The 23,152-nt window shown below is 67.5% G+C and carries 20 protein-coding genes; 11 read left to right on the top strand and 9 right to left on the bottom strand.

Features of this window, described 5'->3' with window-relative positions; genetic code table 11:
• Positions 1 to 13: 13 nt before the first annotated feature.
• The gene (locus F7O44_RS10550) at positions 14 to 958 is read left to right on the top strand and encodes a hypothetical protein (RefSeq protein WP_162450213.1); all 945 of its coding nucleotides are present in this window, start codon (positions 14 to 16) and stop codon (positions 956 to 958) included.
• A 252-nt stretch (positions 959 to 1,210) separates the two neighbouring features.
• On the opposite strand, the gene F7O44_RS10545 is transcribed toward F7O44_RS10550, so the two are convergent.
• Positions 1,211 to 1,657 (bottom strand): hypothetical protein, encoded by a 447-nt coding sequence (locus tag F7O44_RS10545; protein WP_162450212.1) that lies wholly within the window; start codon positions 1,655 to 1,657, stop codon positions 1,211 to 1,213.
• A gap of 246 nt (positions 1,658 to 1,903) precedes the next feature.
• Here F7O44_RS10545 and groES point away from each other — a divergent pair, with 246 nt between their 5' ends.
• The 5 genes from groES (at position 1,904) to F7O44_RS10520 (ending at position 7,644) form a co-directional block, all read left to right on the top strand.
• Positions 1,904 to 2,203 (top strand): co-chaperone GroES, encoded by a 300-nt coding sequence (gene groES / locus F7O44_RS10540; RefSeq protein ID WP_162450211.1) that lies wholly within the window; start codon positions 1,904 to 1,906, stop codon positions 2,201 to 2,203.
• Between the two features lie 129 nt (positions 2,204 to 2,332).
• Positions 2,333 to 3,955, top strand: a complete 1,623-nt coding sequence (gene groL / locus F7O44_RS10535; RefSeq protein WP_162450210.1) for a chaperonin GroEL — start codon at positions 2,333 to 2,335, stop codon at positions 3,953 to 3,955.
• Between the two features lie 145 nt (positions 3,956 to 4,100).
• Complete coding sequence (locus F7O44_RS10530) at positions 4,101 to 5,207, top strand: DUF2891 domain-containing protein (RefSeq protein WP_162450209.1); 1,107 nt, start codon at positions 4,101 to 4,103, stop codon at positions 5,205 to 5,207.
• 184 nt (positions 5,208 to 5,391) lie between these two features.
• Entirely contained in the window at positions 5,392 to 6,387 is a 996-nt protein-coding gene (locus F7O44_RS10525) for a TIGR03557 family F420-dependent LLM class oxidoreductase (protein ID WP_162450208.1), read from the top strand.
• 72 nt (positions 6,388 to 6,459) lie between these two features.
• The gene (locus F7O44_RS10520; RefSeq protein ID WP_162450207.1) at positions 6,460 to 7,644 is read left to right on the top strand and encodes a CapA family protein; all 1,185 of its coding nucleotides are present in this window, start codon (positions 6,460 to 6,462) and stop codon (positions 7,642 to 7,644) included.
• Positions 7,645 to 7,662: 18 nt separating this feature from the next.
• Here F7O44_RS10520 and F7O44_RS10515 read toward each other — a convergent pair whose 3' ends face one another.
• From F7O44_RS10515 to F7O44_RS10500, 4 genes are read right to left on the bottom strand one after another with little or no spacing between them, the layout of a single operon-like run.
• Positions 7,663 to 8,652 (bottom strand): M28 family metallopeptidase, encoded by a 990-nt coding sequence (locus tag F7O44_RS10515; RefSeq protein ID WP_162450206.1) that lies wholly within the window; start codon positions 8,650 to 8,652, stop codon positions 7,663 to 7,665.
• A gap of 12 nt (positions 8,653 to 8,664) precedes the next feature.
• Positions 8,665 to 9,498 (bottom strand): ABC transporter ATP-binding protein, encoded by an 834-nt coding sequence (locus tag F7O44_RS10510; protein WP_222851249.1) that lies wholly within the window; start codon positions 9,496 to 9,498, stop codon positions 8,665 to 8,667.
• The gene (locus F7O44_RS10505) at positions 9,495 to 10,625 is read right to left on the bottom strand and encodes a putative F420-0 ABC transporter permease subunit (protein WP_162450205.1); all 1,131 of its coding nucleotides are present in this window, start codon (positions 10,623 to 10,625) and stop codon (positions 9,495 to 9,497) included. The genes F7O44_RS10510 and F7O44_RS10505 overlap by 4 nt, the downstream gene beginning before the upstream one ends.
• A 7-nt stretch (positions 10,626 to 10,632) precedes the next feature.
• Positions 10,633 to 11,685 (bottom strand): putative F420-0 ABC transporter substrate-binding protein, encoded by a 1,053-nt coding sequence (locus tag F7O44_RS10500; RefSeq protein ID WP_222851248.1) that lies wholly within the window; start codon positions 11,683 to 11,685, stop codon positions 10,633 to 10,635.
• Between the two features lie 268 nt (positions 11,686 to 11,953).
• Between F7O44_RS10500 and F7O44_RS10495 the strand changes: the two genes are divergently transcribed.
• Complete coding sequence (locus tag F7O44_RS10495) at positions 11,954 to 13,156, top strand: pyridoxal phosphate-dependent aminotransferase (RefSeq protein WP_162450204.1); 1,203 nt, start codon at positions 11,954 to 11,956, stop codon at positions 13,154 to 13,156.
• A 27-nt stretch (positions 13,157 to 13,183) separates the two neighbouring features.
• Here the strand turns inward: F7O44_RS10495 and F7O44_RS10490 are convergent, their stop codons facing one another.
• From F7O44_RS10490 to F7O44_RS10480, 3 genes are all read right to left on the bottom strand, one after another.
• Positions 13,184 to 13,726 carry a pyridoxamine 5'-phosphate oxidase family protein gene (locus tag F7O44_RS10490; RefSeq protein ID WP_162450203.1) on the bottom strand — a complete coding sequence of 181 codons (543 nt, stop codon included), beginning with the start codon at positions 13,724 to 13,726 and terminating at the stop codon, positions 13,184 to 13,186.
• A gap of 140 nt (positions 13,727 to 13,866) precedes the next feature.
• A complete protein-coding gene (locus tag F7O44_RS10485; RefSeq protein ID WP_162450202.1) occupies positions 13,867 to 14,481 on the bottom strand; it encodes a hypothetical protein in 615 nt (204 codons plus the stop codon).
• Positions 14,482 to 14,573: 92 nt separating this feature from the next.
• A complete protein-coding gene (locus F7O44_RS10480) occupies positions 14,574 to 17,315 on the bottom strand; it encodes an AAA family ATPase (RefSeq protein ID WP_162450201.1) in 2,742 nt (913 codons plus the stop codon).
• Positions 17,316 to 17,525: 210 nt separating this feature from the next.
• Between F7O44_RS10480 and guaB the strand changes: the two genes are divergently transcribed.
• The 4 genes from guaB (at position 17,526) to F7O44_RS10460 (ending at position 22,197) form a co-directional block, all read left to right on the top strand.
• Positions 17,526 to 19,049 carry an IMP dehydrogenase gene (guaB, locus tag F7O44_RS10475; protein WP_162450200.1) on the top strand — a complete coding sequence of 508 codons (1,524 nt, stop codon included), beginning with the start codon at positions 17,526 to 17,528 and terminating at the stop codon, positions 19,047 to 19,049.
• A gap of 134 nt (positions 19,050 to 19,183) precedes the next feature.
• Positions 19,184 to 20,293 (top strand): GuaB3 family IMP dehydrogenase-related protein, encoded by a 1,110-nt coding sequence (locus F7O44_RS10470; protein WP_162450199.1) that lies wholly within the window; start codon positions 19,184 to 19,186, stop codon positions 20,291 to 20,293.
• A 138-nt stretch (positions 20,294 to 20,431) separates the two neighbouring features.
• On the top strand, positions 20,432 to 21,214 hold the full coding sequence (locus F7O44_RS10465) for an enoyl-CoA hydratase/isomerase family protein (RefSeq protein ID WP_162450198.1): 783 nt from the start codon (positions 20,432 to 20,434) through the stop codon (positions 21,212 to 21,214).
• 77 nt (positions 21,215 to 21,291) lie between these two features.
• The gene (locus F7O44_RS10460; RefSeq protein ID WP_174255908.1) at positions 21,292 to 22,197 is read left to right on the top strand and encodes a hydroxymethylglutaryl-CoA lyase; all 906 of its coding nucleotides are present in this window, start codon (positions 21,292 to 21,294) and stop codon (positions 22,195 to 22,197) included.
• A 352-nt stretch (positions 22,198 to 22,549) separates the two neighbouring features.
• Here the strand turns inward: F7O44_RS10460 and F7O44_RS10455 are convergent, their stop codons facing one another.
• Entirely contained in the window at positions 22,550 to 23,053 is a 504-nt protein-coding gene (locus F7O44_RS10455; protein WP_162450196.1) for a GtrA family protein, read from the bottom strand.
• Positions 23,054 to 23,152: the final 99 nt, after the last annotated feature.

Below are 23,152 nucleotides of genomic sequence, written 5' to 3'. Positions count from 1 at the left end.
GCATGCAGGTCAGATGAGCAGAGGCGCTCGGGAGGGAAACGTGCGGCGTGAGCGGCCTGAACCGCGGGAGAGACTGCGGCCGCCTCCGGGGCACGCCGTGCTGCTGGCGGAGCAGACGCTGGCCGGAGACTCCAGGGGCAGCGACAACCGGCAGCTGTGGCTGCTCGAGGAGGGAATCCTCCGCGCCAACCTCCCGATCCAGCAGTTCGGCCGGGAGGACGGCGACTCTGGCGCCCAGGTCCCGAAGCGGCACCGGCGGCTCATCTGGACGACGCAGCCGATAGACGCGGACGGGGCCGCCGCCATAGCCGCCGCGGATGAGTACGCCACGTGGCTGCCGTGGCATTCGATAATGTCGTTCAGGACACGCGGCTGGTTTCCTCGCTGGTGGATCCAGCACGCGGACGGCAGCACGATCCGCCTGACCATCCGCCAAGGCCCGCATTCAGCAGCGATGCGACTGCTGGCGGGCGCACTCGATACCGCCAGCATCCGCGCGGACCTCAACTTCCCAGACGCTCCCCGGCGCGTCTGGGCCCGCCGTTCCGTCGCGGGTGCGTTGGCCATCTTCCTGGTCACGGCCATTGTCCTGCTGGCCTTGACGTGGAACAACGAGGCAGACATGCGCCAGCGGGCGCTCGATCGCTGGTCGGCCGGCAAGTACACCGCAGAGCATCCGGTGGCCCTGATCGCAGCCGAAGCGATCGTCGACCAACGTCTCGGGTGGTTCACCGGAGCTACGACGGTGTACGACGTTTCTCATGACGAGGTCTTGGTGACCATGAGTGGCGGGCGCTCGCAATACGGGAGCCCGCCCAGTTGCTGGCGACTGGCCAGGACCGATGCCGACTGGCTGCGCTGGGATCGGCTGGGGCGCGGCCCGTGTGACCGCGAGGGCCACACACCCGCGGGGGTCGAGGGCATGGGCGCTGAGACATGGCTGGAGCGCTCGCGCTGAGTGGGGCGCCGGGCGGCGGTTGGTTTCAGCTGACATGTCAAACGGATGCCAGGCCTGGTTGACGTCTCGCGGATGGCGCCCAGTGCGAACACACCCCGCGCGGCGGCGCGGCCGGTTCTCCGAGATATTGGCAGCACAAGCCTGAGCTGAAGCATGGGCGTGAGCCCGTGCGGTCGGTTGCGGAACGATGGGTGGCAGATCGCGCGCCTTTCGTAGTGTCGGCGGTGTCACTAGCTGGCGCCATAAGGAAGCTTATTGTGGCTGGGGCGACCACAAGGGCGTCGGTGGGAACGTCGCGATGTAGGCCACTGCTCGCGGCCGCGGATCTTCCGCGTACAAGTGCGGGGGCCGGTGATCGTGGTTCTGACAGAACGTCGTCAGGTCCTCGGTGACAACGAAACGTTCCCACGGCGTACTAGGCTCGAAGCCCGCGGTCATGGCCATGAGCTCGGACTCCAACGTCCAGCCGTCGTGATCGAACGCCCAGATGCCGTTGGTGGCGATGACATGGCTGGGGTGCTTCTCGCCAACTTTTCGGAGTGCGACGATCTGGAATGTGGGCCGATTGGCGGCAAACGCCCAAGCCAGGATATGACATGCGCCAGCGGCGAAGAATGCTTGATCGCTGCGGTCCCAGGCGAGCTGTTGGTCGGCGCGTTCAGCAGGAGTACGACGGAAGGTTGCGGCCGGGGTGTACATGCCGCTCAAGCTACTCGCGTCTACGGACGCTGAGGAAGGCGTCTCGATCACATGAATCGGGGGCCGGGAAGGGCCTGACTAGCACTCGCCTTGACCGAGTGCTAAGACATTGGCTAAGTTCAGTCTTGGCACACTCACAGTGAGAGTGCCAATGGTCGATACCGCTGGCACCCGCGACGACGGCGGCATCCGACCGGTCCATATACGAAGCATCCGTGACATCCCGCGAAAGGGGAGGTCAGACTAGTGTCGGTCTCCATCAAGCCACTCGAGGATCGCATCGTGGTCAAGCCGCTTGAGGCTGAGCAGACCACTGCATCCGGACTCGTTATCCCAGACACCGCCAAGGAGAAGCCCCAAGAGGGCGAGGTCGTCGCCGTCGGTGAAGGCCGGTGGGACGAAGCCGGTTCCAAGCGGATCCCCGTCGACGTCAAGGTCGGCGATGTCGTTCTGTACTCGAAGTACGGCGGCACCGAGGTCAAGTACGGCGGCGACGAGCTGCTCATTCTGTCCGGCCGCGACGTGCTCGCCGTCGTCAACAAGTGACGGCTTAAACCCAAGAGCGCAACAGTGCGACGCCCCGGTACGGCGTGAGCGGCCAGCGGGTCCATACGGGTCCGCGGCGCCGACGCCGTGCCGGGGCGTCGTCCTTGACGTGGAAGGACGTTAGGAAGTATGCCCAAGATTCTCGAGTTCGACGAGAGCGCCCGCCGCAGTCTTGAACGCGGTGTCGACGCTCTCGCGAACACCGTCAAGGTGACGCTCGGCCCGCGAGGCCGCAATGTCGTCATCGACAAGAAGTACGGCTCGCCCACGATCACCAACGACGGCGTCACCATCGCCCGTGAGATCGAGCTGGACGACCCCTACGAAGACCTCGGCGCGCAGCTTGCCAAAGAGGTCGCCACCAAGACCAACGACATCGCCGGTGACGGCACCACCACCGCTACCGTGCTTGCCCAGGCCATGGTGCATCGCGGGTTGCGGGCGGTTGCTGCTGGCGCTGGACCGATGTCCATCAAGCGCGGCATCGACGCGGCTGTCGAGGCGGTCACCGACCACCTGCTGGCAAGCGCCAAGCCGGTGGACGAGAAGTCGTCCATCGCCGACGTCGCGGCCAACTCCGCCCAGGATCACGCCATCGGCCAGCTCATCGCCGAGGCGTTCGACAAGGTCGGCAAAGACGGTGTCATCACCGTCGACGAGTCGCAGACCTTCGGTACCGAGCTTGAGTTCACCGAGGGTATGCAGTTCGACAAGGGTTTCCTGAGCCCGCATTTCGTCACCGACCAGGAACGCCAGGAGACCATCCTGGAGGATGTCTACATCCTCATCACCCAGGGCAAGATCTCCGCTGTCTCCGATATGGTGCAGCTGCTGGAAAAGGTCATCCAGAGCGGCAAGCCGCTGCTGATCGTCGCCGAGGACGTCGAGGGCGAGGCCCTGGCCACGCTCGTCGTCAACAAGATCCGCGGCACGTTCAACTCGGTTGCCGTCAAGGCGCCCGGCTTCGGTGACCGCCGCAAGGCCATCCTGCAGGACCTGGCCACTCTGACGGGTGCGCAGGTCGTCGCCGAAGAGGTCGGTCTCAAGCTCGACCAGGTAGGCCTCGAGGTGCTCGGGACCGCCCGGCGCGTCGTCGTCACCAAGGACGAGACCACCGTCGTCGACGGCGGCGGATCGCACGCCGACGTCGAGGCCCGGGTCGCCCAGATCCGCGCGGAGATCGAGAACAGCGACTCCGACTGGGACCGCGAGAAGCTGCAGGAGCGCCTGGCCAAGCTGGCCGGTGGCGTCGGTGTCATCCGGGTTGGTGCGGCCACCGAGGTGGAGCTCAAGGAGCGCAAGCACCGGATCGAGGACGCTGTCTCGGCCACCCGCGCGGCGATCGAGGAAGGCATCGTGGCCGGCGGCGGTTCTGCGCTGGTGCACGCCCGGGCGTCGCTCGAGGGCGACCTCGGACTGACCGGCGACGAGAAGGTCGGCGTCAGCATCGTCCGGGACGCGCTGTCCGAGCCGTTGCGCTGGATCGCGGAGAACGCCGGCGAGAACGGTTACGTCATCGTGTCGAAGGTGGCAGAAGGCACCCCCGGCCACGGCTTCAACGCGGTGAGCGGCAAGTACGGCGACGTGCTGCTCGACGGTGTGCTGGACCCGGTGAAGGTCACCCGCTCTGCCGTCGCGAACGCGGCGTCCATCGCGGCGATGCTTCTCACCACGGACGTGCTCGTCGTCGACAAGCCGGAGGAAGAAGAGCCGGCAAGTGGCCACGGTCACGGCCACGGACACGGCCACTGATCCAGGCGTATACCCCTGGAGTTGCTTGAATACTCTAGGGCGGTATCGGGGGCTCATCAGCTACGTGCGGCGGATGAGCCCCCGAACCATGTCCGGCCGCCGCCGCGAGCCCCTGCGCCTGGTCCTCGCCTCATAAGGTAGAGGCATGACGGACGACCCGCGTTCGGAGTTCCTCCATCGTCATGCGCGTGAATACGCCGAAACAGCCCTGCGGTGTGTGATCCGTGAGTATCCGCATGCGCCTATCGTCATCGCCACCGAGCCCGGGCCATACCGTCAGCACCGCCGACAGCACCCCGCGTTCTACGGCTCGTTCGACTGGCACTCGGCCGTCGAGATGCACTGGGTGCTGGCCCGTTTGCTGCGGCTCGTCCCAGATCAGGTCCCGGGTGACACGGCCCGCAATGTCCTCGACGATCACCTGAGCTCGGCGAGCCTGCACGCCGAGGCCGAGTTCTTCGCATCAGGCCCCGGCCGGAACCGGGAACGGCCGTATGGCTGGGGGTGGCTCCTGACGCTCGCCCATGAACTGAACACCTGGCCCGAGGAAGGTTTGCGCTGGGCCGCTGCCGTGGAGCCGCTCGCCGGGACGCTCGTCGGCAACATACTGGCGTGGCTGCCTGGCCAGGCCTACCCGGTGCGGCACGGCACACATCAGAACAGTGCCTTCGGATTGCTGCGCTCTTTCGACCACGCCCAATGGCTGGCTGGCCGCGGGGACGACCAGCTGCTCACCGCCATCGACGATGCCGCGCGGCGCTGGTATCTGGCCGACACCGATTACCCGGCGCATTACGAGCCGTCCGGCACCGATTTCCTCTCACCGGCGCTGGCCGAGGCCGAGCTCATGAGCCGGGTGCTGCCGGCGGCGGAATTCGCCGATTGGTTCGGCCGGTTCCTGCCGGGCGCCGCCGCTGGTGAGCTCCCGGCCAGGTTCGAACCCGTGGTGGTGCCCGACACCACGGACGGTCACCTGGCGCATCTGGCCGGGCTCAACTTGAGCCGCGCCTGGTCGATGGTCGCCGTCGCCGACGCGCTCGAGGCGGTGCCGGCCAGTGATCCGTCCGCCAGCGTTGATGGCATGGGAGTCTCGGGCGCCACGCCTGCTGGAGACCGCGCCGATTCCGCTCCGGCGGCGTTACGGGATTTGGCCGCTCGCCACGCCGAGGTGTCGCTGCCCTTCGTCGTCGGCGGGGACTACATGGTCGAGCACTGGCTCGCCGCCTTCGCGCTCGGCTACCTCACCGCCTGATTCGCTACCTAGATGATCATGTTTGGTGGGTTTCCTCGCGCGTCACAATGCCTGCAGAGGTGGTGGCGCGCGAGGAAACCCACCAAACATGATCATCTAGGTAGCGAGAGGCCGGGCTTGTGTTCGTGCCGGCCTCCCTGAGAGATACTGACCACGTCGGACGGACGGCGAGCGGAGAGGGGCCATGACAGACACCACGGCGCGCGTCGGGTATGCGGCCATGCTGGAGCGATTCCCGCCGGCCGAGGTTGTCGACCTGGCGGTCGAAGCGGAGGCAGCTGGATTCGACGGCGTCATGGCCGATGATCATTTCCAGCCTTGGACGCCGCGCCAAGGCCAGGCCGGCTTCGTATGGAACGTCATGACGGCTATGGCGGAGCGCACGAGCGGTTCGGTCGGCGTCGGCGCCACCTGCCCGTCGTTCCGCTGGCACCCTGCCGTCGTCGCGCAGGCGGCGGCGACGCTCGAGTCGATGTATCCGGGCCGGCACTGGCTGGGGATCGGCTCCGGCGAGGCCATCAGTGAACACGTCGTGGGCGGCTACTGGCCAGAAGCGCCGCAGCGCATCGCCCGGATGTTCGAGGCCATCGAGATCATTCAGAAGCTGTTCACCGGGCGTGACGTCCGGCACGACGGCCGCTTCTTCACCCTCGAACGGACCCGCCTCTGGACCCGCCCCGAAGCGCCTCCGGCTGTCTACGTCGCCACCTCCGGGCCCGTCACTGCTCGCCGGGCCGGAGCGATGTGTGACGGCATCATCACCGTCGCGACCAGCCCGGAGAAGGTCGCCTCGCTGTTCGGGAAGTTCGACGAAGGTGCCCGGTCCGTGGGAAAGGATCCGGCTTCGATGGCGAAGATCCTCCAGGTGCATCTCTCCTGGGCGCCGGATGCCGACGAGGCCGCCGCTCAAGCCGTGCGCGAGTGGCCGAACGGCGCCATGCGTTTCTCCAAGGCCGACATCCGCTCGCCGCACGACATTGACCAGATGGCCAGACTGGTGCGGCCGGAGGACTTCGACGGGCAACTGTTGATCTCGGCCGACCCGGACGAGCACCGCCGGGACATCCAGAGTTACCTCGACGTCGGCGCTACCCATGTCTATCTGCACAATGTGGGCGCTGACCAGAAGGGCTGGATCAAGGTGTTCGGCCGCGAGGTCCTGCCCCGTCTGACCCCATGATCATGAACACTAGATGACCGTATTGGTCGCTTAGTGTTCATGATCATGGGAGGCGCGTAGGGTCGAAGGGTCATGCAGGTGTTGAGCCGCGCCAGGCTGCTTGCGGTTCTGGTCGTCTTCTCGTGGATCGCCGGTTGTTCCGGCGACGACGACGCCTCGGGCACTGATCCGACCCCCGCCGTCCCGATCCCCACGACGCCCGGCGCCGACGCTTCGCCACCGCCGGCGTCGCCGACGCCAGACCGTTCACCGGAACCACCCCGTGACTCACCAACGCAGGAACCGCACCAAACCCCCCGCGGGCCGGTGACGCTCGCCTTCGCGGGAGACATCCATTTCGAGGGTCACCTCGAGTCGTTGCTCGACGACCCGGACACCGCCCTCGCGCCACTGGCTCCCGTGCTGGCGGCGGCGGACCTGGCGATGGTCAACCTCGAGTCCGCGGTCGGGACCGGTGGTTCCCCGGAGCCCAAGAGGTTTACCTTCCAGGCGCCGCCGACGGCGTTCGACGCGCTGGCCGCTGCCGGTGTCGATGTCGTGACCATGGCCAACAACCACGCGATGGACTTCGGTTCCGACGGGTTCGCCGAGACACTGGCGGCCGCGTCGGAGGCTGCTGAGGCCGACGACCCCTTGTCCGTGATCGGCATCGGCGCCGACCGCGACGACGCGTTCGCTCCAGCCATCCACGAGATCCGCGGCAACCGGGTCGCCGTGCTGGGGGCGTCCACGCCGGACGACCCGACCGCCGATCCCACCGAGCACTGGGCGGCCGGCGACGACGAGCCGGGTGTCGCGATCGCGCTGGACCCGGACCCGCTGCTGGACGCGGTCACTGCGGCTCGTGACGAGGCCGACGTAGTTGTCGTCTACATGCACTGGGGTGTGCAAGGCGAGCGCTGCCCGAGCGATTCCCAGCGCACCCTGGCCACGCAGCTCGCGACGGCCGGTGCGGACGTCGTCGTCGGAAGCCACACACACCGGCTTCAAGGCGCAGGACTGCTCGACGAGACCTACGTGGCTTACGGCCTCGGCAACACCGTCTGGTACACGCAGAGCTCGGAAGCCGCCAGCGCAACCGGTGTGCTGACCCTCACGGTGCACGACGGTCGGGTGATCGACGAGAACTGGGATCCGGCCCGGATCGGCGACGACGGCCTGCCCGAGTTCACCGAGGGGGCCGAAGCGCGGGACATGACCAGTGACTTCGCCGAACTCCGGGAATGCACCGACCTGGACCCCGGTGCGCGACTCTGATCCACCTGGCGCGGTGGATCAGAGCCCGGCCAACCAGGACCACATGATCTGGCCGACCTTGTCCAGCTGATCAGTATCGACGACCGATGGCACGTCGTCGGGCGAGTGATACCCGGCGTAGGGAACGCTGCCGAGCCGGGCCGACGGCAGGTCGGCCTTCTCGAACGACCAATGGTCGCTGGCCCGGTTCTCACAGGTCTGCGCTGCCACGCCGGCGACGTCGGCTGCTTCGATCAACGCGTCCATGACCGATGTCGTCCCGGTGCCGCCGGTGCAGATAGGTACCTGGTCCGCGGCCACGCCCACCCGGTCCAGGGAGACCATCGCCACCAGCGCATCCTGCTCCGCGGACGGCATGTCCGCGACGTACTGCTGCGAGCCGAAGTGATGGAGGTCGTCGCCTGGACCACGAGGTTCTTCAGCGCCGAAGGCGATGAACCGGACCGGAGTTCCGGGTGGCTCGGCCGCGGCCATCCGGGCCAGTTCGAGCATGACGGCCACCCCGGAGGCGTTGTCTTCGGCGCCGGGCGCCTGCGGCACGGTGTCGAGGTGTGCGCCGATGATGATGTGGGCCTCGGTGGGTTCGAAGCCGGCCGGGTCGGCGATGACATTCGCGGACTCGCCCTCGGGGACTGCCACACCCCACGAGTCTCCCGCCGGCACAGGTACGGGCACCTGGGTGACCTCGTAGCCGAGTTCAGTGAATTCGTCCTCGACGTCCGCGGCAGCTTCGTGGAAGGCGTCCGACGAGGCCTCGCGTGGCCCGATGCCGTCGGCGAGATGCTCGATGAACTCGAAGGCGGCGTCGGTATCGAACTCAACTGGCTCTGGGACGGGCTCGACTGTTGCCGTGGGTGCCGGCTGCGTTGGACGCTCCGGCACGGTTGGCTGCGCCGGCGTCGGAGTGATGGTGTCTCGGGGCGCGGGTGCGGAGCCGGGATCGTCGCCGTCGCACGCCGTCAGCACAGCGGCGGCGGCAACCAGCAAGCAAAGACTGGACAGTCGCATGGAGCAACACCCTTATGGTTCACGCTTCGCTGCGACCTCTTCGCTGATCGGCGAGAACATCAGGACCGGGCGTCCCGTGCGGGGGTGGCGGTGGACGTCGCACTCCACGGCGAACACCCGCCGGATGGTATCCGGAACCAGGACATCCTCTGGCGTTCCGGACGCGACCACCCGGCCGCCGTCAAGCAGCACCACCTGATCGCAGTACGCCGCGGCCAGGTTGAGGTCGTGCAAGGCTGCCAGTGACGTTACTCCCAGATTCGACACATTTGCCAACAGCGTCAGCTGGTAGTGGATGTCCAAGTGGTTGGTCGGTTCGTCGAGCAGGAGTAACTCCGGATCTTGAGCAAGTGCTCGAGCCAGGTGAACACGTTGGCGTTCACCGCCGGAGAGCGTGTGCCAGTCGCGTTCGGCGAAATGCCGCAGCCCCACCGTGCCGAGGGCGTCCAAGGCGGTTTGCTCGTCGTTGTCCGCCGGTTTGTGCGGAGTGCGGCCCAGCAGGACGACGTCGAACACCCGCAGCGGCACGTCGGTGGTGGTCTCTTGTTCGACGACGGCCACTCGGCGCGCCCGGTCCCGCCGCCGCATGGTGAGCAAATCCTGGCCGCCGAGCGAGACGCTGCCCCGGTCCGGACGGCTGATCCCGGCGATGGCCCGCAGCAAGCTGCTTTTTCCCGACCCGTTCGGACCGAGCAGCCCGGTGACGGTGCCCGGCGCGACGCTGACGTTCACGCCGTCGACGATGAGCGCGCCCTCCACGGACCACGACACGTCGCCGACCCGCAACCCGGCTCCGTCGACGCCGGTGCGGGCGCGGTCGATAGTCGTCGTCATGCTGGCGGTCATCGGCTCATCCTCCGTCGGCGTAGCAGAATCGCGAAGGCGGGAGCGCCCAGGAACGCGGTCACAACGCCCACCGGAAGCTCCCGGGGGTCGAACATGGTCCGCGCCAGCGTGTCGGCCCAGATCATGAAGCTGGCGCCGACCAGGGCGGCGAGCGGCAGCACCCGTTTGTGTCCTGCCCCGGCCATCAGCCGGACCGCATGCGGGATCATCAGCCCGACGAACCCGATCGCTCCGCTGACCGCGACGGCAGCTCCGGTCAGCAGCGCAACCAAGGAGAGCATGGTCCACCGCGTTGCGTTGACGTTGACGCCGAGCGCTGAAGCGGTGCCGTCGCCGAACGCGAACGCGTCCAGGGTCCTGGTGCGAGTCAGCAACGCTGCGCCGATGACAACGACGGCCGTGGTGACGATCGCGACGTCGTCCCAGCTCTTGCCGCCGAGCGAGCCCAGCAACCAGCTGAGGATGCCCCGGTAGGAGTCGCCGGTGGCCGACCAGAAGATCACGAACGACGTGATGGCCGAGCACAGGTAGGACACGGCGAGCCCGGCGAGCACGGTCCTGGTCGGCGGAAGTTCGCCGCGCCGGTTCGCCAGCGTCAAGGTCGCCGTCAGAGCCAGGAGCGCGCCGCCGAACGCCGCGACCGGCAGGGCGAACTGGCTCACTCCGAGGACAAGCACGATGACCGCGCCCACCGACGCTCCAGAGGACAGGCCCAATAAGTACGGGTCGGCCAGTGGGTTGCGGGTGAGTGTCTGCATGACCGCACCGCACAACGCGAGGGCGGCTCCGACCGCCGCGGCCGTGAGCACCCGCGGCAGCCGGACGTCCCAGACGATTCCGTCGAGTTGCCGGGAGAGCGCGGCCGGTTCCAGTCCCAGCCGGTCCAGGCCGATGTGCGCCCCGATCGAGCGCCAGACATCCAGCATGCTGATGTCGGCCGAGCCGATGGTGACCGCCACCGTGACCGAGAGCACCAGCACGCCGGACATCACCGGCGTCCACACCGCCATGGAGACCGGCCGCTTGGGACGCGGTTGTGTCTCGGTGCGCTGCGTCGCCCGGCCGCGCTGGGCCGGGTGGGCCGGTGGCGGCGTTGAGTTTCTGGTGACGTTCGGGGGCGCTGTCATGGGGGCTTCATCCGCTGTCCGAGTCGCTGCCGGGCAAGTCGATCTGGTCGAGTTGTTCCGCGAGGTCGACGACGGCCTGGGCGTTGCGCACACCTGCTTCGGCCGCTGGGAACGGCAAGGTCAGATAGCGCTGTTCTTCGACGGCCGGCATCACGGCCGTGGCCGGGTTGGACTCCAGCAGGTTGATCTTGTTCTCGGCTGTGTTCCAGGCGGCGTCGACCAGGATGATGACGTCCGGGTCGCGGTCGATGACCTGTTCCCAGCCCACGTTGGACCAGGTGTCGTCGATGTCGGCGAATATGTTCTCGAAGCCGAGCTCGCGCATCATCATGGCCGGGGCACCGATGTCGCCGCCCACGTACGGAGCGTCCTCACCGGAGCTGTACCAGAGGGCGGTATAGCCGGTGCCTGGTGCGTCCACGCTGTCCAGCAGTGTTTGTTGCTCGGCCACAAGTTCCTCGGCCCGGTCGGTGACGTCGAAGATGGCGGCGAGCTCGTGGATGTGCTCGAACAGCAGCTCGAACGTCATCGGATCCGGCTGGTACGGGGCGTCCTTGCATGCCGACGGCGAGACGTAGGTGGTGACACCGAAGTCGGCCAGGGCCTCGCGCTCGCCGGCGGTGTCGACGGTGAAGTTGCTCTCCCAGCCGCCGTAAACGAAGTCTGGCTCGGCCGCCAGCAGCGCCTCGTGGCCGGGGACCTGCTCGGACAGCACCGGCACGGCCGCGGCGTCGTCCGCGTATTGCTCAGGGACCGGGCCGTCGCCGAACGCGGTGCCGATCAGCCGGTCGGAGAGACCGAGAGCCAGCATGAGCTCCGTCGACGTGGATTTGATGGTGACGACGCGCTCGGGCGGGGCGTCGATGGTCACGTCGAAACCGCAGTTGTCGATCATGAGTGGTGCCGCGGCCGCATCTGGCGCGGCGGTGGTATCACCGGCGGCGGCCTCGTCGTCGGATGATGTGTTGTCGGAGCCGCAGCCGGCGAGCACAACGGCGGCTGCTGCGAGTGAGAACAGCAGCCGGCTGCGTCGGTTGGTGATCAATGGGCGGCGAGCCACGGGGCCTCCAGCGATGGGGAGCGCTGGCCGCGTGTTCCACGGTGATGTGCGGCCAAGGCAGGGCAGGATGTGTTGTCACAAGACGGCCAGGTCAGCCGTTGGACCAACTACCCACTCATCGGGCAGACGCTGCAGAGCACAAGTTGTGCTCCAGGGCCGTTTGTCATCATATGCGAGCCGCTGATGATCTGAAATCCTGCCGTCCACAACCGAGGGTGCGTTGGTGGTGCGGAGCCGAGCGCTGGATGGGCGGCATTAGGGTGGCGACATGACCGAGACGCGCTCGCCTTCCCCGCCCGTCGCGAACTCTGCTCTGGTCCCGCGGATGCGTCCGTTCACATCGACGATTTTCGCGGAGATCACCGCACTGGCCGTGCGGACGGGAGCCATCAACCTCGGCCAGGGTTTTCCCGACACCGACGGCCCGCAGCTCATCCTCGACGAGGCGACCAGGGCGATCAACGGCGGCGCCAACCAGTACCCGCCGGGTCCGGGTGTACCCGAGCTGCGGGCGGCCGTCGCCGAGCATCAGAAGCGGTTCTACGGCCTCGACGTCGACGCCGATTCTGAGGTGCTGGTCACCGCCGGGGCCACCGAAGCCATCGCGGCCACCATTCTGGCGTTGTGCGAGGCCGGCGACGAGGTCGTCACCTTCGAGCCGTATTACGACTCGTATGCCGCTTCGATCGCGCTCGCGGGTGCCCGGCGACGTACGGTGCGGTTGCGGCACCCGTCGTTCACCGTCGACGCCGATGAGCTTCGCGCCGCCTTCAGCGAGCGGACGCGCGTGGTGCTGCTGAACTCGCCGCACAATCCCACCGGCAAGGTCTTCAGCCGCGCCGAACTGGAACTGATCGCACAGCTGGCCGTGGAGCACGACGCGATCGTGGTGACCGACGAGGTCTACGAACACCTGGTCTTCGACGATCTCAAACACATCCCGATGTCGACGTTGCCCGGCATGGCTGATCGAACGGTCACGATTTCTTCGGCGGGCAAGACGTTCTCCGTGACCGGATGGAAGATCGGCTGGCTGCACGGCCGGCCGGAGCTGGTCGCGGCGGCGCGGGCGGTCAAGCAGTTCCTGACGTTCGTCAGTGGCGGCCCTCTACAGCCCGCCGTGGCGGCCGCGCTAGGACTTGGTGACGAGTTCTACACCGAGCTGGCGGGGAGCATGCAGCGTAAGCGGGACCTGTTGGTCGACGGGCTGCGGGCAGCCGGGCTGGATGTCTTCCCGACGTCAGGCACGTACTTCGTGATCACCGACGCCGCTGCGCTCGGTTTCGATGACGGCATCGAACTGTGCCAGCAGCTTCCCGACCTCATCGGTGTGGCGGCGGTGCCCGTCTCGGTCTTCTGCGATGACAAGGAGTCGACGAAGTCGCTGGTCCGATTTGCCTATTGCAAGCGTGACGAGGTCTTGCGGGAGGCGGCTGAGCGGCTCTCGCGCCTGCGCCACAGCCTCGCTTGAGGTGCATCCCTCCAAGGCGCCGGATGGTCATGACTGCGACGTTCCTGGCTCGTCGGAGCGCACGCTGTTCCCACGTTCCCGCTGACGCTCCGCACGCTGCTGGATGAGTTCCTCGACTGCGCTGGGCAGGGTCGTCTCGAAGTCGATCAGCTTCGCCCACGTCGGCGTCATCACGATGCGGACCATGCCGTCGTAGAGCGAGCGGACCTCGGCCTCCCACTCGACCCGCTGCTCGGCCGTCATCTGATAGGTGCCGTTCATCTCGAGGTACTCATTGGGGATGCCGTCGACCTCGTCGAGTTCAACAGTGCCGCGGACGAGCAGGATCTTGGGTGGGTGCACCTCGGTGTCGATAGTGATGGCGACGGCCGGGTTCTGACGGAGCGAAGCCAGCTTCGGAGCGTTCCTCGACGTGCACATCACGGCTTCCTTGCCGTTCCAGGCAAAGGCGATCGGGATGCTCCGCGGTGTCCCGTCCTTGGCCACATAGGCCAGGCGGCAGAGGTCACGAGCCAGCATCTCCTGGCTCAGCGGGTGGTTGAGGATCTCGGTGACCTGGTCGTTTGTCATGATGCGCCTCCTGAGGGCAGAGCGGCCACGGTGGTCGCCCTGCCCCTGGGACGGAGTCGTCACGGCGTTCTCGACGTCCTCGCCGGACTTTGCCTGGGCTGCGAGTTAGTCCTCGGCGCTGGCGAACAGGTCCGAGAACATTAGTCGCGGACCACGGGCAGGTCTACGCCACACTCGTCCGCGAGGTAGTCATGGACGCGGTCCTCCGCGGCTTCTTGCTCCGCCACCTCATCGAGATCAAGCTCGACGAAGAGCGTGGCCATCGCCTCTTCCACGTCTCCGCCGGCGTCCTCGATCGCGGCGACGAACGTCTCGACCAGATCGGTCGCCAGCTGCCAGTCGGCTTGGATGTCCTCCGGGACGTCTGCCGCGTTGAGTTTTTCACGGGCATTGTGGAAGCCGCTCGCCACCGCGTCCATATCACCGGCATCGAACAAGGCCTGGATGTCGTTGACCATCTCGCGGGCTTGGATCATGTCGGCACACGCGGCCCCCGAATCTGATCCGCCGCCCGCCGCGTCGGGTTCGTCGTCAGTGGCGTCGTCCTCGGCGGGCTCGTCTTCCGGGGCCGCATCAGCGTCGTCGTCGGCGGGCTCGTCCGGGTCGTCCTCGGTGGGGTCGGCGTCAGCCGCGGCCTCGTCCGTCGGATCAGGGCTGTCCGCCGCGTCGTCGTTGCCGCAGCCGCCGGCGGTGGCCGTCATCAGCACGGGTATCGCGGCCGTCGCCAGAGCGCGTCGCAGGCGTGTAGTTCGCATGTGGGCAGTGTGACCGGCGGGTGGCCGGCATCGCATCAGGGAGGAACCCCAGTGTGTGCGGGAGCGGATCTCAACGTGGCCGCAAATGGCGCTCAGCTGAGGAGGGTGGCGGGCAGATGCGCACGGTCCGTGACACCGAGCTTCCGGTACACGCTGCTCAAGTGGTACTCGATGGTCCGTGCCGATACACACAGAGCCGCGGCCGCCTCGGCATTGGTGACGCCTTTGGCCACCGTCACGGCTACCTCCAGCTCGCGTGGGGTCAGTTCCGCGGCGGGGCCGAGACCATGTTGCCGACGCTCACCACACGCCGCGAGCTCCGCCTTGGCCAGCGCCGCCCACGGCGCGGCTCCCAGACGCTGGAACTCTTCTAGTGCGTTGTGCAGGTGGTCACGGGCGTCTCGCTTGCGGCGCGCCCGACGTAGCCGCTGGCCCCATACCAGCTCGGTACGGGCCTGCTCGAACACCTCGGGCGAACGCCGGTGTAACGCGGCCGCTTCGGCGAAGAGCTTGTCGAATTCGTGATCGGCAGCGAGCAACGCCCGGCATCGTGCCGCGATCGCTCGCGCGGCGATGCGGCCTGCCGCCGCGGCCCGGCCTTCGAAGAGCTCGACGTCCTTCAGCGCCTCCCGCGCCCGGCGAAGCCGCCATAATGCCTCCACCAGGTCTCCTACCCGTGAGGAGAACCCTGGTTCGGTGAGTCCGGCCGAGTGCTCGATCGAGCCAGCTTCGACGAGGTGTTCGACGGCGACGTCGGCGTGGCCGTTGGTCAGCTCCAGCCGGCCGAGAACACAGCATGCCAGTGCCGCCACCGCCGGAACGGTCGGCTCGTGGGCCGTCGCACGGGTGACAAGGGCACGGCAGCTCCCGGCATCGCCGAGCGCGGCCTGGAAGTACGCGTAGCGCAGATCGATGTGGGGCGCCGGGCCGGTAAAGCCGGTGTCGGCGCACAGTTGGGCCCCCGTCGCGAAGCTGGCCCTAGCGCTCACCCAGTCGCCTTGCCGGGCCACGACGGCGCCCTTCACAGCCAGGCAGAGGCCGAGCAGTCCCAGCGCCCCCACCGAACGGAAGGTCTCCAGCTGGCGCTCGATCACGGCGTTTGCGGTGGCGGGCTCGTCCAGCAGTGTCAGCGCGGAGGCTGCCAGCGCGACGGGCAGGTCGAGCGCGGCCAGTTCGGCGTCGTGGAGAGTGTCGAGTCGATGTGCTTGAAGCACTCCACCGGCCCCCGGCACGCCGGTCAGAACCTCCACGATGTCCCACGTGAGCCGCAGCGTGACGATGGCGACGTGCCCGTCCCGCGCGATGCCGCGGGCCTGTTCGATGGCGCTGGCAGCCTCGACGTGCCTGCCGGCGATGAGTAAGGCCAGCGACAGGGTGGTTACGAGGCTGCTCGCCTCGGCCGGCGCTGCCGCCGCGGCCTCCAGCGCGCTGGCAAGGACTGGGGCGGCGTCGGGAACTCCAGTGGTCGTCCAGATCCGGGTTCTGAGCAGGACTTCCTCCCAGCGGAGCCGCTCGCGGGCGGTGCCCGCGGTCGCGGCGAGTTCCTCCAGGAGTTGAGCCAGCGGCGCGTAGGCACCGCAGCGGGCATAGCTCTCGGCGGCTGCCACCAGGTGCGTGTGGCGCGCGCAGGGCGTCGCGGCTCGGGCCGCTGCCGACTCGAGTGCCTTACCGGCCTCGGCGTACGCTCCTCGGGACATGGCTTCCTCAGCGCTGCTGGCGAGGGCCCGGGCCACCTGTTCGTCCGGACCATTCGTCACGGCGTCGAGATACCACGCTTGGCGGGCGGGCTCGTCGGTGAGCACGGCGGCCAGAGCGCGGTGAGCTCGCCGCCACGCCGATTCGGTGACGGCATTGTGCAGCGCGGAGACGAGAGTCGGATGGTTGAAACGAACGCGCGCCTCGCGGAGCGAGATCAAGCCGGTGGATTCCGCTCGTTCGAGATCCTCGAACCCCAGCCCCAGCTGGGTCAGGGCCCGCTCGACGACTACGGGATCCAACTCACCGAGGCTGGCCACCAGGAGCGCGAGGCAACCTTGCTCGCCCAGCTCCGCCAGCCGTTGCCGGTAAAGGCGCTCGAGAGTACGCCCGGGCGGCAGGGATCTACCCAACGGCTGCGTGGCGGCCAACTGTTCCGGTGTCAGGCTTGCGGGTATTTCCAGGAGGGCGAGCGGTAGACCCGCTGCCACCTCGAGGATGCGCTCGGCCACTGGCCTGGCCAGCTTGGGGTACGCGCTGCTCAAGATTGCCCGCGCGACTGTGCTGTCGAGAGGCTCCAGATCGATGACGCCGCCGGGGAGTTCGATCTCCGAGGCAGCGTCCGGAACTGTTGCCAAGACGACGGCCACTCGGTCGGCGTCGAGGCGGCGGGCAGCGAACGAGACGGCTTCGAGCGTGGAGTGATCCAGCACGTGGGCGTCGTCGACCAGCACCAGGACCGGCTGGACCTCGGCGAGCCGGGTCAGCAGCGCATGCAGCCCGGCCGCGGCGGCGAAGCGCTCCGCGGGCTCGGCCGGGCTCAGCGCGAGAGCCGCCGCGAGTGCCTCGCGTTGCGGCTTCGAAAGACTGTCGATTTCGGTTACCACCGGGCCGAGCAACTGGTGCAGGCCCGCGAAAGGCAAATCCTGCTCGGCTGGGTGGCCCTGGCAGCGCAAAACGAGGAACGGCGTGGGCAACTCGTGGTGAATGCGCTCGAGCAACCATGACTTACCGACCCCCGCGACGCCCTGCACGACGGTTGCTGAGGCGCTGCCGTGTGCTGCCCGCGAAACCGCCTCGACCAGCCGCGTGAGTTCGCGGGTCCGGCCATGTAAAGGCGCCAGCGCCGGTTCTGCCATGTCAGCGATCCCCACTCCTTCGGGCGGCGAGCCCGGATGCGCCGAGATGTATGTCAGGCGAGCATAGCCAAACTGGCCAGTTGAATCCGGTGAAACGAGGTAGCCGTACGGGGCCGCGACTCAGAGACGAACAGCCCATACGGTGGATGGGGAATCACGGCATACCATAGGAGCCACCGGCCCGCCATCACGTAAGAGGATCATTTTTCCATGGAGTCCAGGCAGCATGAGGTCCCTGACAAGTTCGCGCCGATTGGGCTGACGTTCGACGACGTCCTGCTTCAGCCGGCCGAGTCCGACGTGATCCCTAGTGAAGTCGACACCAGATCCAGGCTGACCCGCAACATCGAGGTGCACATCCCGCTGCTCTCGAGCGCCATGGACACCGTCACCGAAGCCCGGATGGCGATCGCGATGGCACGCCAGGGCGGTGTGGGTGTGCTGCACCGCAGCCTGTCCATCGACGATCAAGCCCGCCACGTGGACCAGGTCAAGCGGTCCGAGTCGGGTATGGTCACCGATCCGGTCACCACCGGCCCCGACTCCACGCTGGCGGAGGTCGACGCGCTGTGCGGTCACTACCGCATCTCCGGCCTGCCGGTGGTCGACGAGGGCGGCGTATTGCTGGGCATCGTCACCAACCGTGATCTGCGTTTCGTCCCGCAGGACGAGCATCATTTGCGGCTGGTCCGCGAGACCATGACGCCCATGCCGCTGGTCACCGCACCCGTTGGCACCAAGCCCGAAGACGCCATAGCGCTGCTCGCCAAGCATAAGATCGAGAAGCTGCCGCTGGTTGATGACGCCAACCGGCTGCGTGGCCTGGTGACGGTCAAAGACTTCGCCAAGTCCGAGCAGTTCCCGCACGCCACCAAGGACGAGGAAGGCCGTCTCGTCGTGGGCGCCGCCATCGGGTTCTTCGGCGAAGCCTGGGAGCGCGCCATGGCGCTGGTCGAGGCCGGCGTCGACGTCCTGGTGGTCGACACCGCGCACGGGCACACCAGCGCGCTGCTGGACATGGTCAAGCGGATCAAGGCCGAGCCGGCCGCGGCCGGCGTCGAGGTCATCGGCGGTAACGTCGCTACCCGTGAAGGCGCGCAGGCGCTCGTGGACGCCGGTGCGGACGGCATCAAGGTGGGTATCGGCCCGGGCTCCATCTGTACGACGCGCGTCGTCGCGGGCATCGGCGTACCTCAGGTGACGGCCATCTACGAGGCGTCGTTGGCTGCCAGCCCGGCTGGTGTTCCGGTGATCGGTGACGGTGGGCTGCAGTACTCCGGCGATATCGCGAAGGCGATTGTGGCCGGTGCGGACACGGTCATGCTGGGCTCGCTGCTGGCCGGCGTCGAGGAAAGCCCTGGTCAGCTGATTTTCGTCAACGGCAAGCAGTACAAGTCCTACCGCGGTATGGGTTCGCTTGGAGCGCTGCGCAAGCGCGGCTCGGCCGACACAGGTTCACGAGACAGGTACTTCCAGGCCGACGTCGCCTCTGAGGACAAACTCGTGCCAGAGGGCATCGAAGGGCAGGTTCCGTTCCGCGGCCCGCTCGCGGGCGTCACCCACCAGCTCATCGGCGGGTTGCGGCAATCGATGTTCTACACCGGTTCCCGGACCATCCCGGACCTCAAGGAGCGGGGCCGGTTCGTCCGCATCACCTCGGCCGGGCTGAAAGAGTCGCACCCGCACGACATCCAGATGACCGTCGAGGCGCCCAACTACACCTCGCGCCGCTGATCGGTTGAAGGTGGTTGAGGGATAAGTGTTGCCCTGGCGACACTTATCCCTCAACCACCGGCAGCCGCCATCCGGGACAGACACCCCGATGGTGCGATGCTGGTGCACACTCGGATTGCCGGTAGCCTGGTCGCGTGGCAGAAGTTGAGATCGGCCGAGGCAAACGCGGCCGCCAAGCGTATGCATTCGACGACGTCGCGGTGGTGCCGTCGCGTCGTACCAGGGATCCCGAAGAAGTCTCCACCCACTGGCAGATCGATGCCTACCGGTTCGAGATCCCGCTGATCGCGGCGCCCATGGATTCGGTGATGTCGCCGTCGACGGCGATCGCGCTGGGCAAAGCCGGTGGGCTCGGTGTGCTGGACCTCGAGGGTCTGTGGACCCGTTACGACGACCCCCAGCCGCTGCTCGACGAGATCGCCGACCTCGAAGAAGGCAAAGCTCTCAACCGGCTGCAGGAGATCTACGACCAGCCGGTTCGTGAAGAGTTGATCGCCGAGCGCCTGAGCGAGATCCGCGACGCCGGCGTGACCGTCGCGGGAGCGCTGTCGCCGCAGCGGGTGAAACGGCACTACCAGGCCGTGATCGAGGGCGGTGTCGACCTCTTCGTCATTCGCGGCACCACGGTTTCGGCCGAGCACGTGTCCGGTCAGGCCGAGCCGCTGAACCTCAAGCAGTTCATCTACGAGCTCGACGTTCCGGTGCTGGTCGGAGGGTGCGCCACCTACCAGGCCGCGCTGCACCTGATGCGCACCGGTGCCGCGGGTGTGCTGGTCGGCTTCGGTGGTGGCGCGTCCCACACAACCCGCTCGGTGCTGGGTGTGACCGTGCCGATGGCCAGCGCGGTAGCCGACGTGGCCGCCGCGCGCCGCGATTACCTCGACGAGTCCGGCGGGCGTTACGTGCACGTGGTCGCCGACGGTTCGATCGGCCGCTCCGGCGATATCGCCAAGGCGATCGCCTGCGGCGCCGACGCGGTCATGGTCGGCTCGCCGCTGGCCCGGGCCGCGGAGGCGCCTGGCCGGGGCTGGCACTGGGGCTCCGAAGCCCATCATCCGGACCTGCCCCGCGGCGAGCGGATGTGGGTCGGGACGGTCGCGCCGCTCGAACAGATCCTGGGTGGTCCGTCGTTCCTCGCCGACGGTTCGATGAACCTGGTCGGGGCGCTGCGCCGGGCGATGTCCACCACGGGTTACACCGAGGTCAAGGAATTCCAGCGGGTCGAGGTCACCGTCCTGCGCTGATTCACCGCGTTCCTTATCGGTGATCGACAGTAGGTTGTGGTCGCTGTGCAGGCACCACAACCCACTGACGATCACCGCAGAGCAACCACAACCCACTGACGATCACCGTGGTGGGTCGCGGGGCGGTAAGGTCGGCGGATGGAGACTGTGAAGGTCCGGAGACTCGACCCGTCGGGTGTCGTCGAAATCGTTCTGAACAGGCCAGATGCTCTCAATGCGATCTCGACCGAGCATGCTCGGGCCATCGCTGCCGTGGGGGCGGGGCTCGCGGCGGACAGCACCATGCGTGCGGCAGTGGTGTCGTCGGCGTCCGACAAGGCATTCTGCGTCGGTGCCGATCTGAAAGAGCGACGCTCGTTCACTGACAACGACCTCCGGCGGCAGCGTCCGGTGATGCGCGACGCCTTCAACGGGCTGTTGAACTTGCCGGTGCCGACCATCGCCGCGGTCAATGGCTTTGCTCTCGGCGGCGGATTCGAGCTGGCGCTGTCGTGTGACCTCATCGTCGTCGACGACTCCGCCGTGCTGGGGCTGCCCGAGGTGACCGTGGGACTGGTGCCTGGTGGAGGAGGGACACAGCTGCTGGCCCGCAGGATCGGGTGGGGCCGGGCTAGTGACCTTGTGTTCACCGGACGACGCGTCGACGCTGAAGAGGCCTACCGGCTGGGTATCGCCGACCGCTTGGTCATGACCGGGCAAGCGCGCGACACCGCTCTCGAGATGGCTGAGGCGATCGCCTCGAACTCGCCGGTGGGTGTGCGCAGCGCCAAGCGAGCTATGCGGCTCGGGCTCGACGCCCCGTTAGCGGCCGGACTCGACGTGGAAGACGCCGCATGGCGCACCACCGCATTCAGCGGTGACCGGGCCGAAGGAATCGCGGCGTTCAACGAGAAACGTAGGCCGAACTGGCCGGGGCACTAGCCACCCGCCAGACCTGCCGTCGTGACCGCGATGTGTGAGAACTCGGACGGGACGAGGAGAATGGTGTTGTGAACGACTTGCCACGCCGAGTGAGCCTGCGCGAGGTCGGCCCCCGCGACGGGCTCCAGAACGAGGAGCCCATTTCCACGCAGGCCAAGGTCGAGCTGATCAACGCGTTGTCCGCCACCGGTCTGCGCCGGGTGGAAGCGGTGTCTTTCGTCCATCCGAAAGCCATCCCGCAGATGGCCGACGCTGACGAGGTATGGGCACAGGTACGACGCTCGCCCGACGTGAGCTACTCCGCTCTGGTGCCCAACCAGCGAGGCTTGGAGCGAGCGCTCGCGGCCGGATTCACCGAGCTCGAGGTCGTGGTGTCGGCATCGGACACTCACAACCGCCAGAACATCAACCGCACCACCCAGGAATCCCTTGCGGCCTTACCGGAGCTCGCGGCCAAAGCTCACGAGGGCGGGGCCACGCTTCAGCTCATCGTGTCCACCGCGTGGGGCTGCCCGTACGAAGGTGAGGTTCCGGTGGAGCGCGTCGTCTGGGTGGCGCGCCAGGGTATGGCTGCCGGCATCGACTCGCTGGCCTACGGCGACACCACCGGCATGGCGACGCCGACGCGGGTGGTCCAGCTAGTGGGCGAAACCCGCTCGGCCGTCCCGGACCTGCCTCTGGGGCTGCACTTTCACAACACCCGGGGAACCGGGCTGGCCAACCTATACGCGGCGCTCCAGCTCGGTGTCGACGACTTCGACGCTGCGGTGGCCGGCCTGGGTGGGTGCCCCTATGCGCCCGGCGCCTCCGGCAACATCGCCACCGAGGAAGTCGTGTCCATGCTCGAAGACATGGGGGTGGAGACCGGCGTCGACCTCGACGCGCTGCTGGAGGTAGCCGAGATGGCCGAACGCTTCGTCGGGCACACCGCGCCGTCGCAGGTCCTACGAGCTGGGCCCCGGAGCCGGACGGTGCAGGCTTAGCGACTCTGGCCCATGGAATCTCTCCTCGCCCGCGGACTCGGTCGGGGAGGGGCTTCGCCGTCGGCCTCCCTCGCCGATGCCCGCCGCACCATGGAGAGATTCCATGGGCCAGAGTTTCTCTTCGCCCGCGGACTCGGTCGGGGAGGGGCTTCGCCGTCGGCCTCGCTCGCCGATGCCCGCCGCACCATGGAGAGATTCCATGGGCCAGAGTTTCTCTTCGCCCGCGGACTCGGTCGGGGAGGGGCTTCGCCGTCGGCCTCCCTCGCCGATGCCCGCCGCACCATGGAGAGATTCCATGGGCCAGAGTTTCTCTTCGCCCGCGGACTCGCTCGTGCCTTGCCCGCGGACTCGGTTATACGTGGACGGGCTCGGCCTTGGGGTCGCGCCGGCGTGGATCAGCGTCCGGGTGAGCGGGGAAAACCCAGGTCCGATACGCCCAGTACCGGAACAGGGTGCCGATCGCCAGGCCCACCACATTGGCCGAGATGTTGTCGGCCAGCGGGCCGGACAGCCCCAGAACGTAGCGCGATACTCCCAGGCACGCGAGGGCGATGCCCAGCCCGAGGCCGTTGAAGAGGAAGAACAACGGGTACCCACGGGCTAGCTTCACCCGAGCACGGTGCCGGAAGGTCCAGAGGCGGTGTCCGGCATAGGTGACGATGGTGGCGGCGGTCACGGACAGCGTCTTGGCCAGCAGCGGCTGGTCGTGCAGTGGGCCCTGGCCGCCGGCGAACAGCAGCAGATTGAAAAGGCCGATGTCAACGATGAAGCCGACACTGCCGACCGTCGCGAACTTCAGGCCCTCGCGCACGATCCGGTGTAGCCTGTACCAACTGCGCAGCGCCCTCCGGAGCATGGCCGCACGCCAAGATCTTGACGTAGGACGCTCTACCGTCTGGGTTTCGAGCACCAGCCAAGGGTACGGCACAAAGGGCCGAAATCGACAGTCTAGCTG

The organism is Phytoactinopolyspora mesophila (assembly GCF_010122465.1).
Classification (GTDB): Bacteria; Actinomycetota; Actinomycetes; order Jiangellales; family Jiangellaceae; genus Phytoactinopolyspora; species Phytoactinopolyspora mesophila.
Note: the sequence above shows the minus strand (reverse complement) of the source record. Positions and strands in the feature narration are given on the sequence as shown.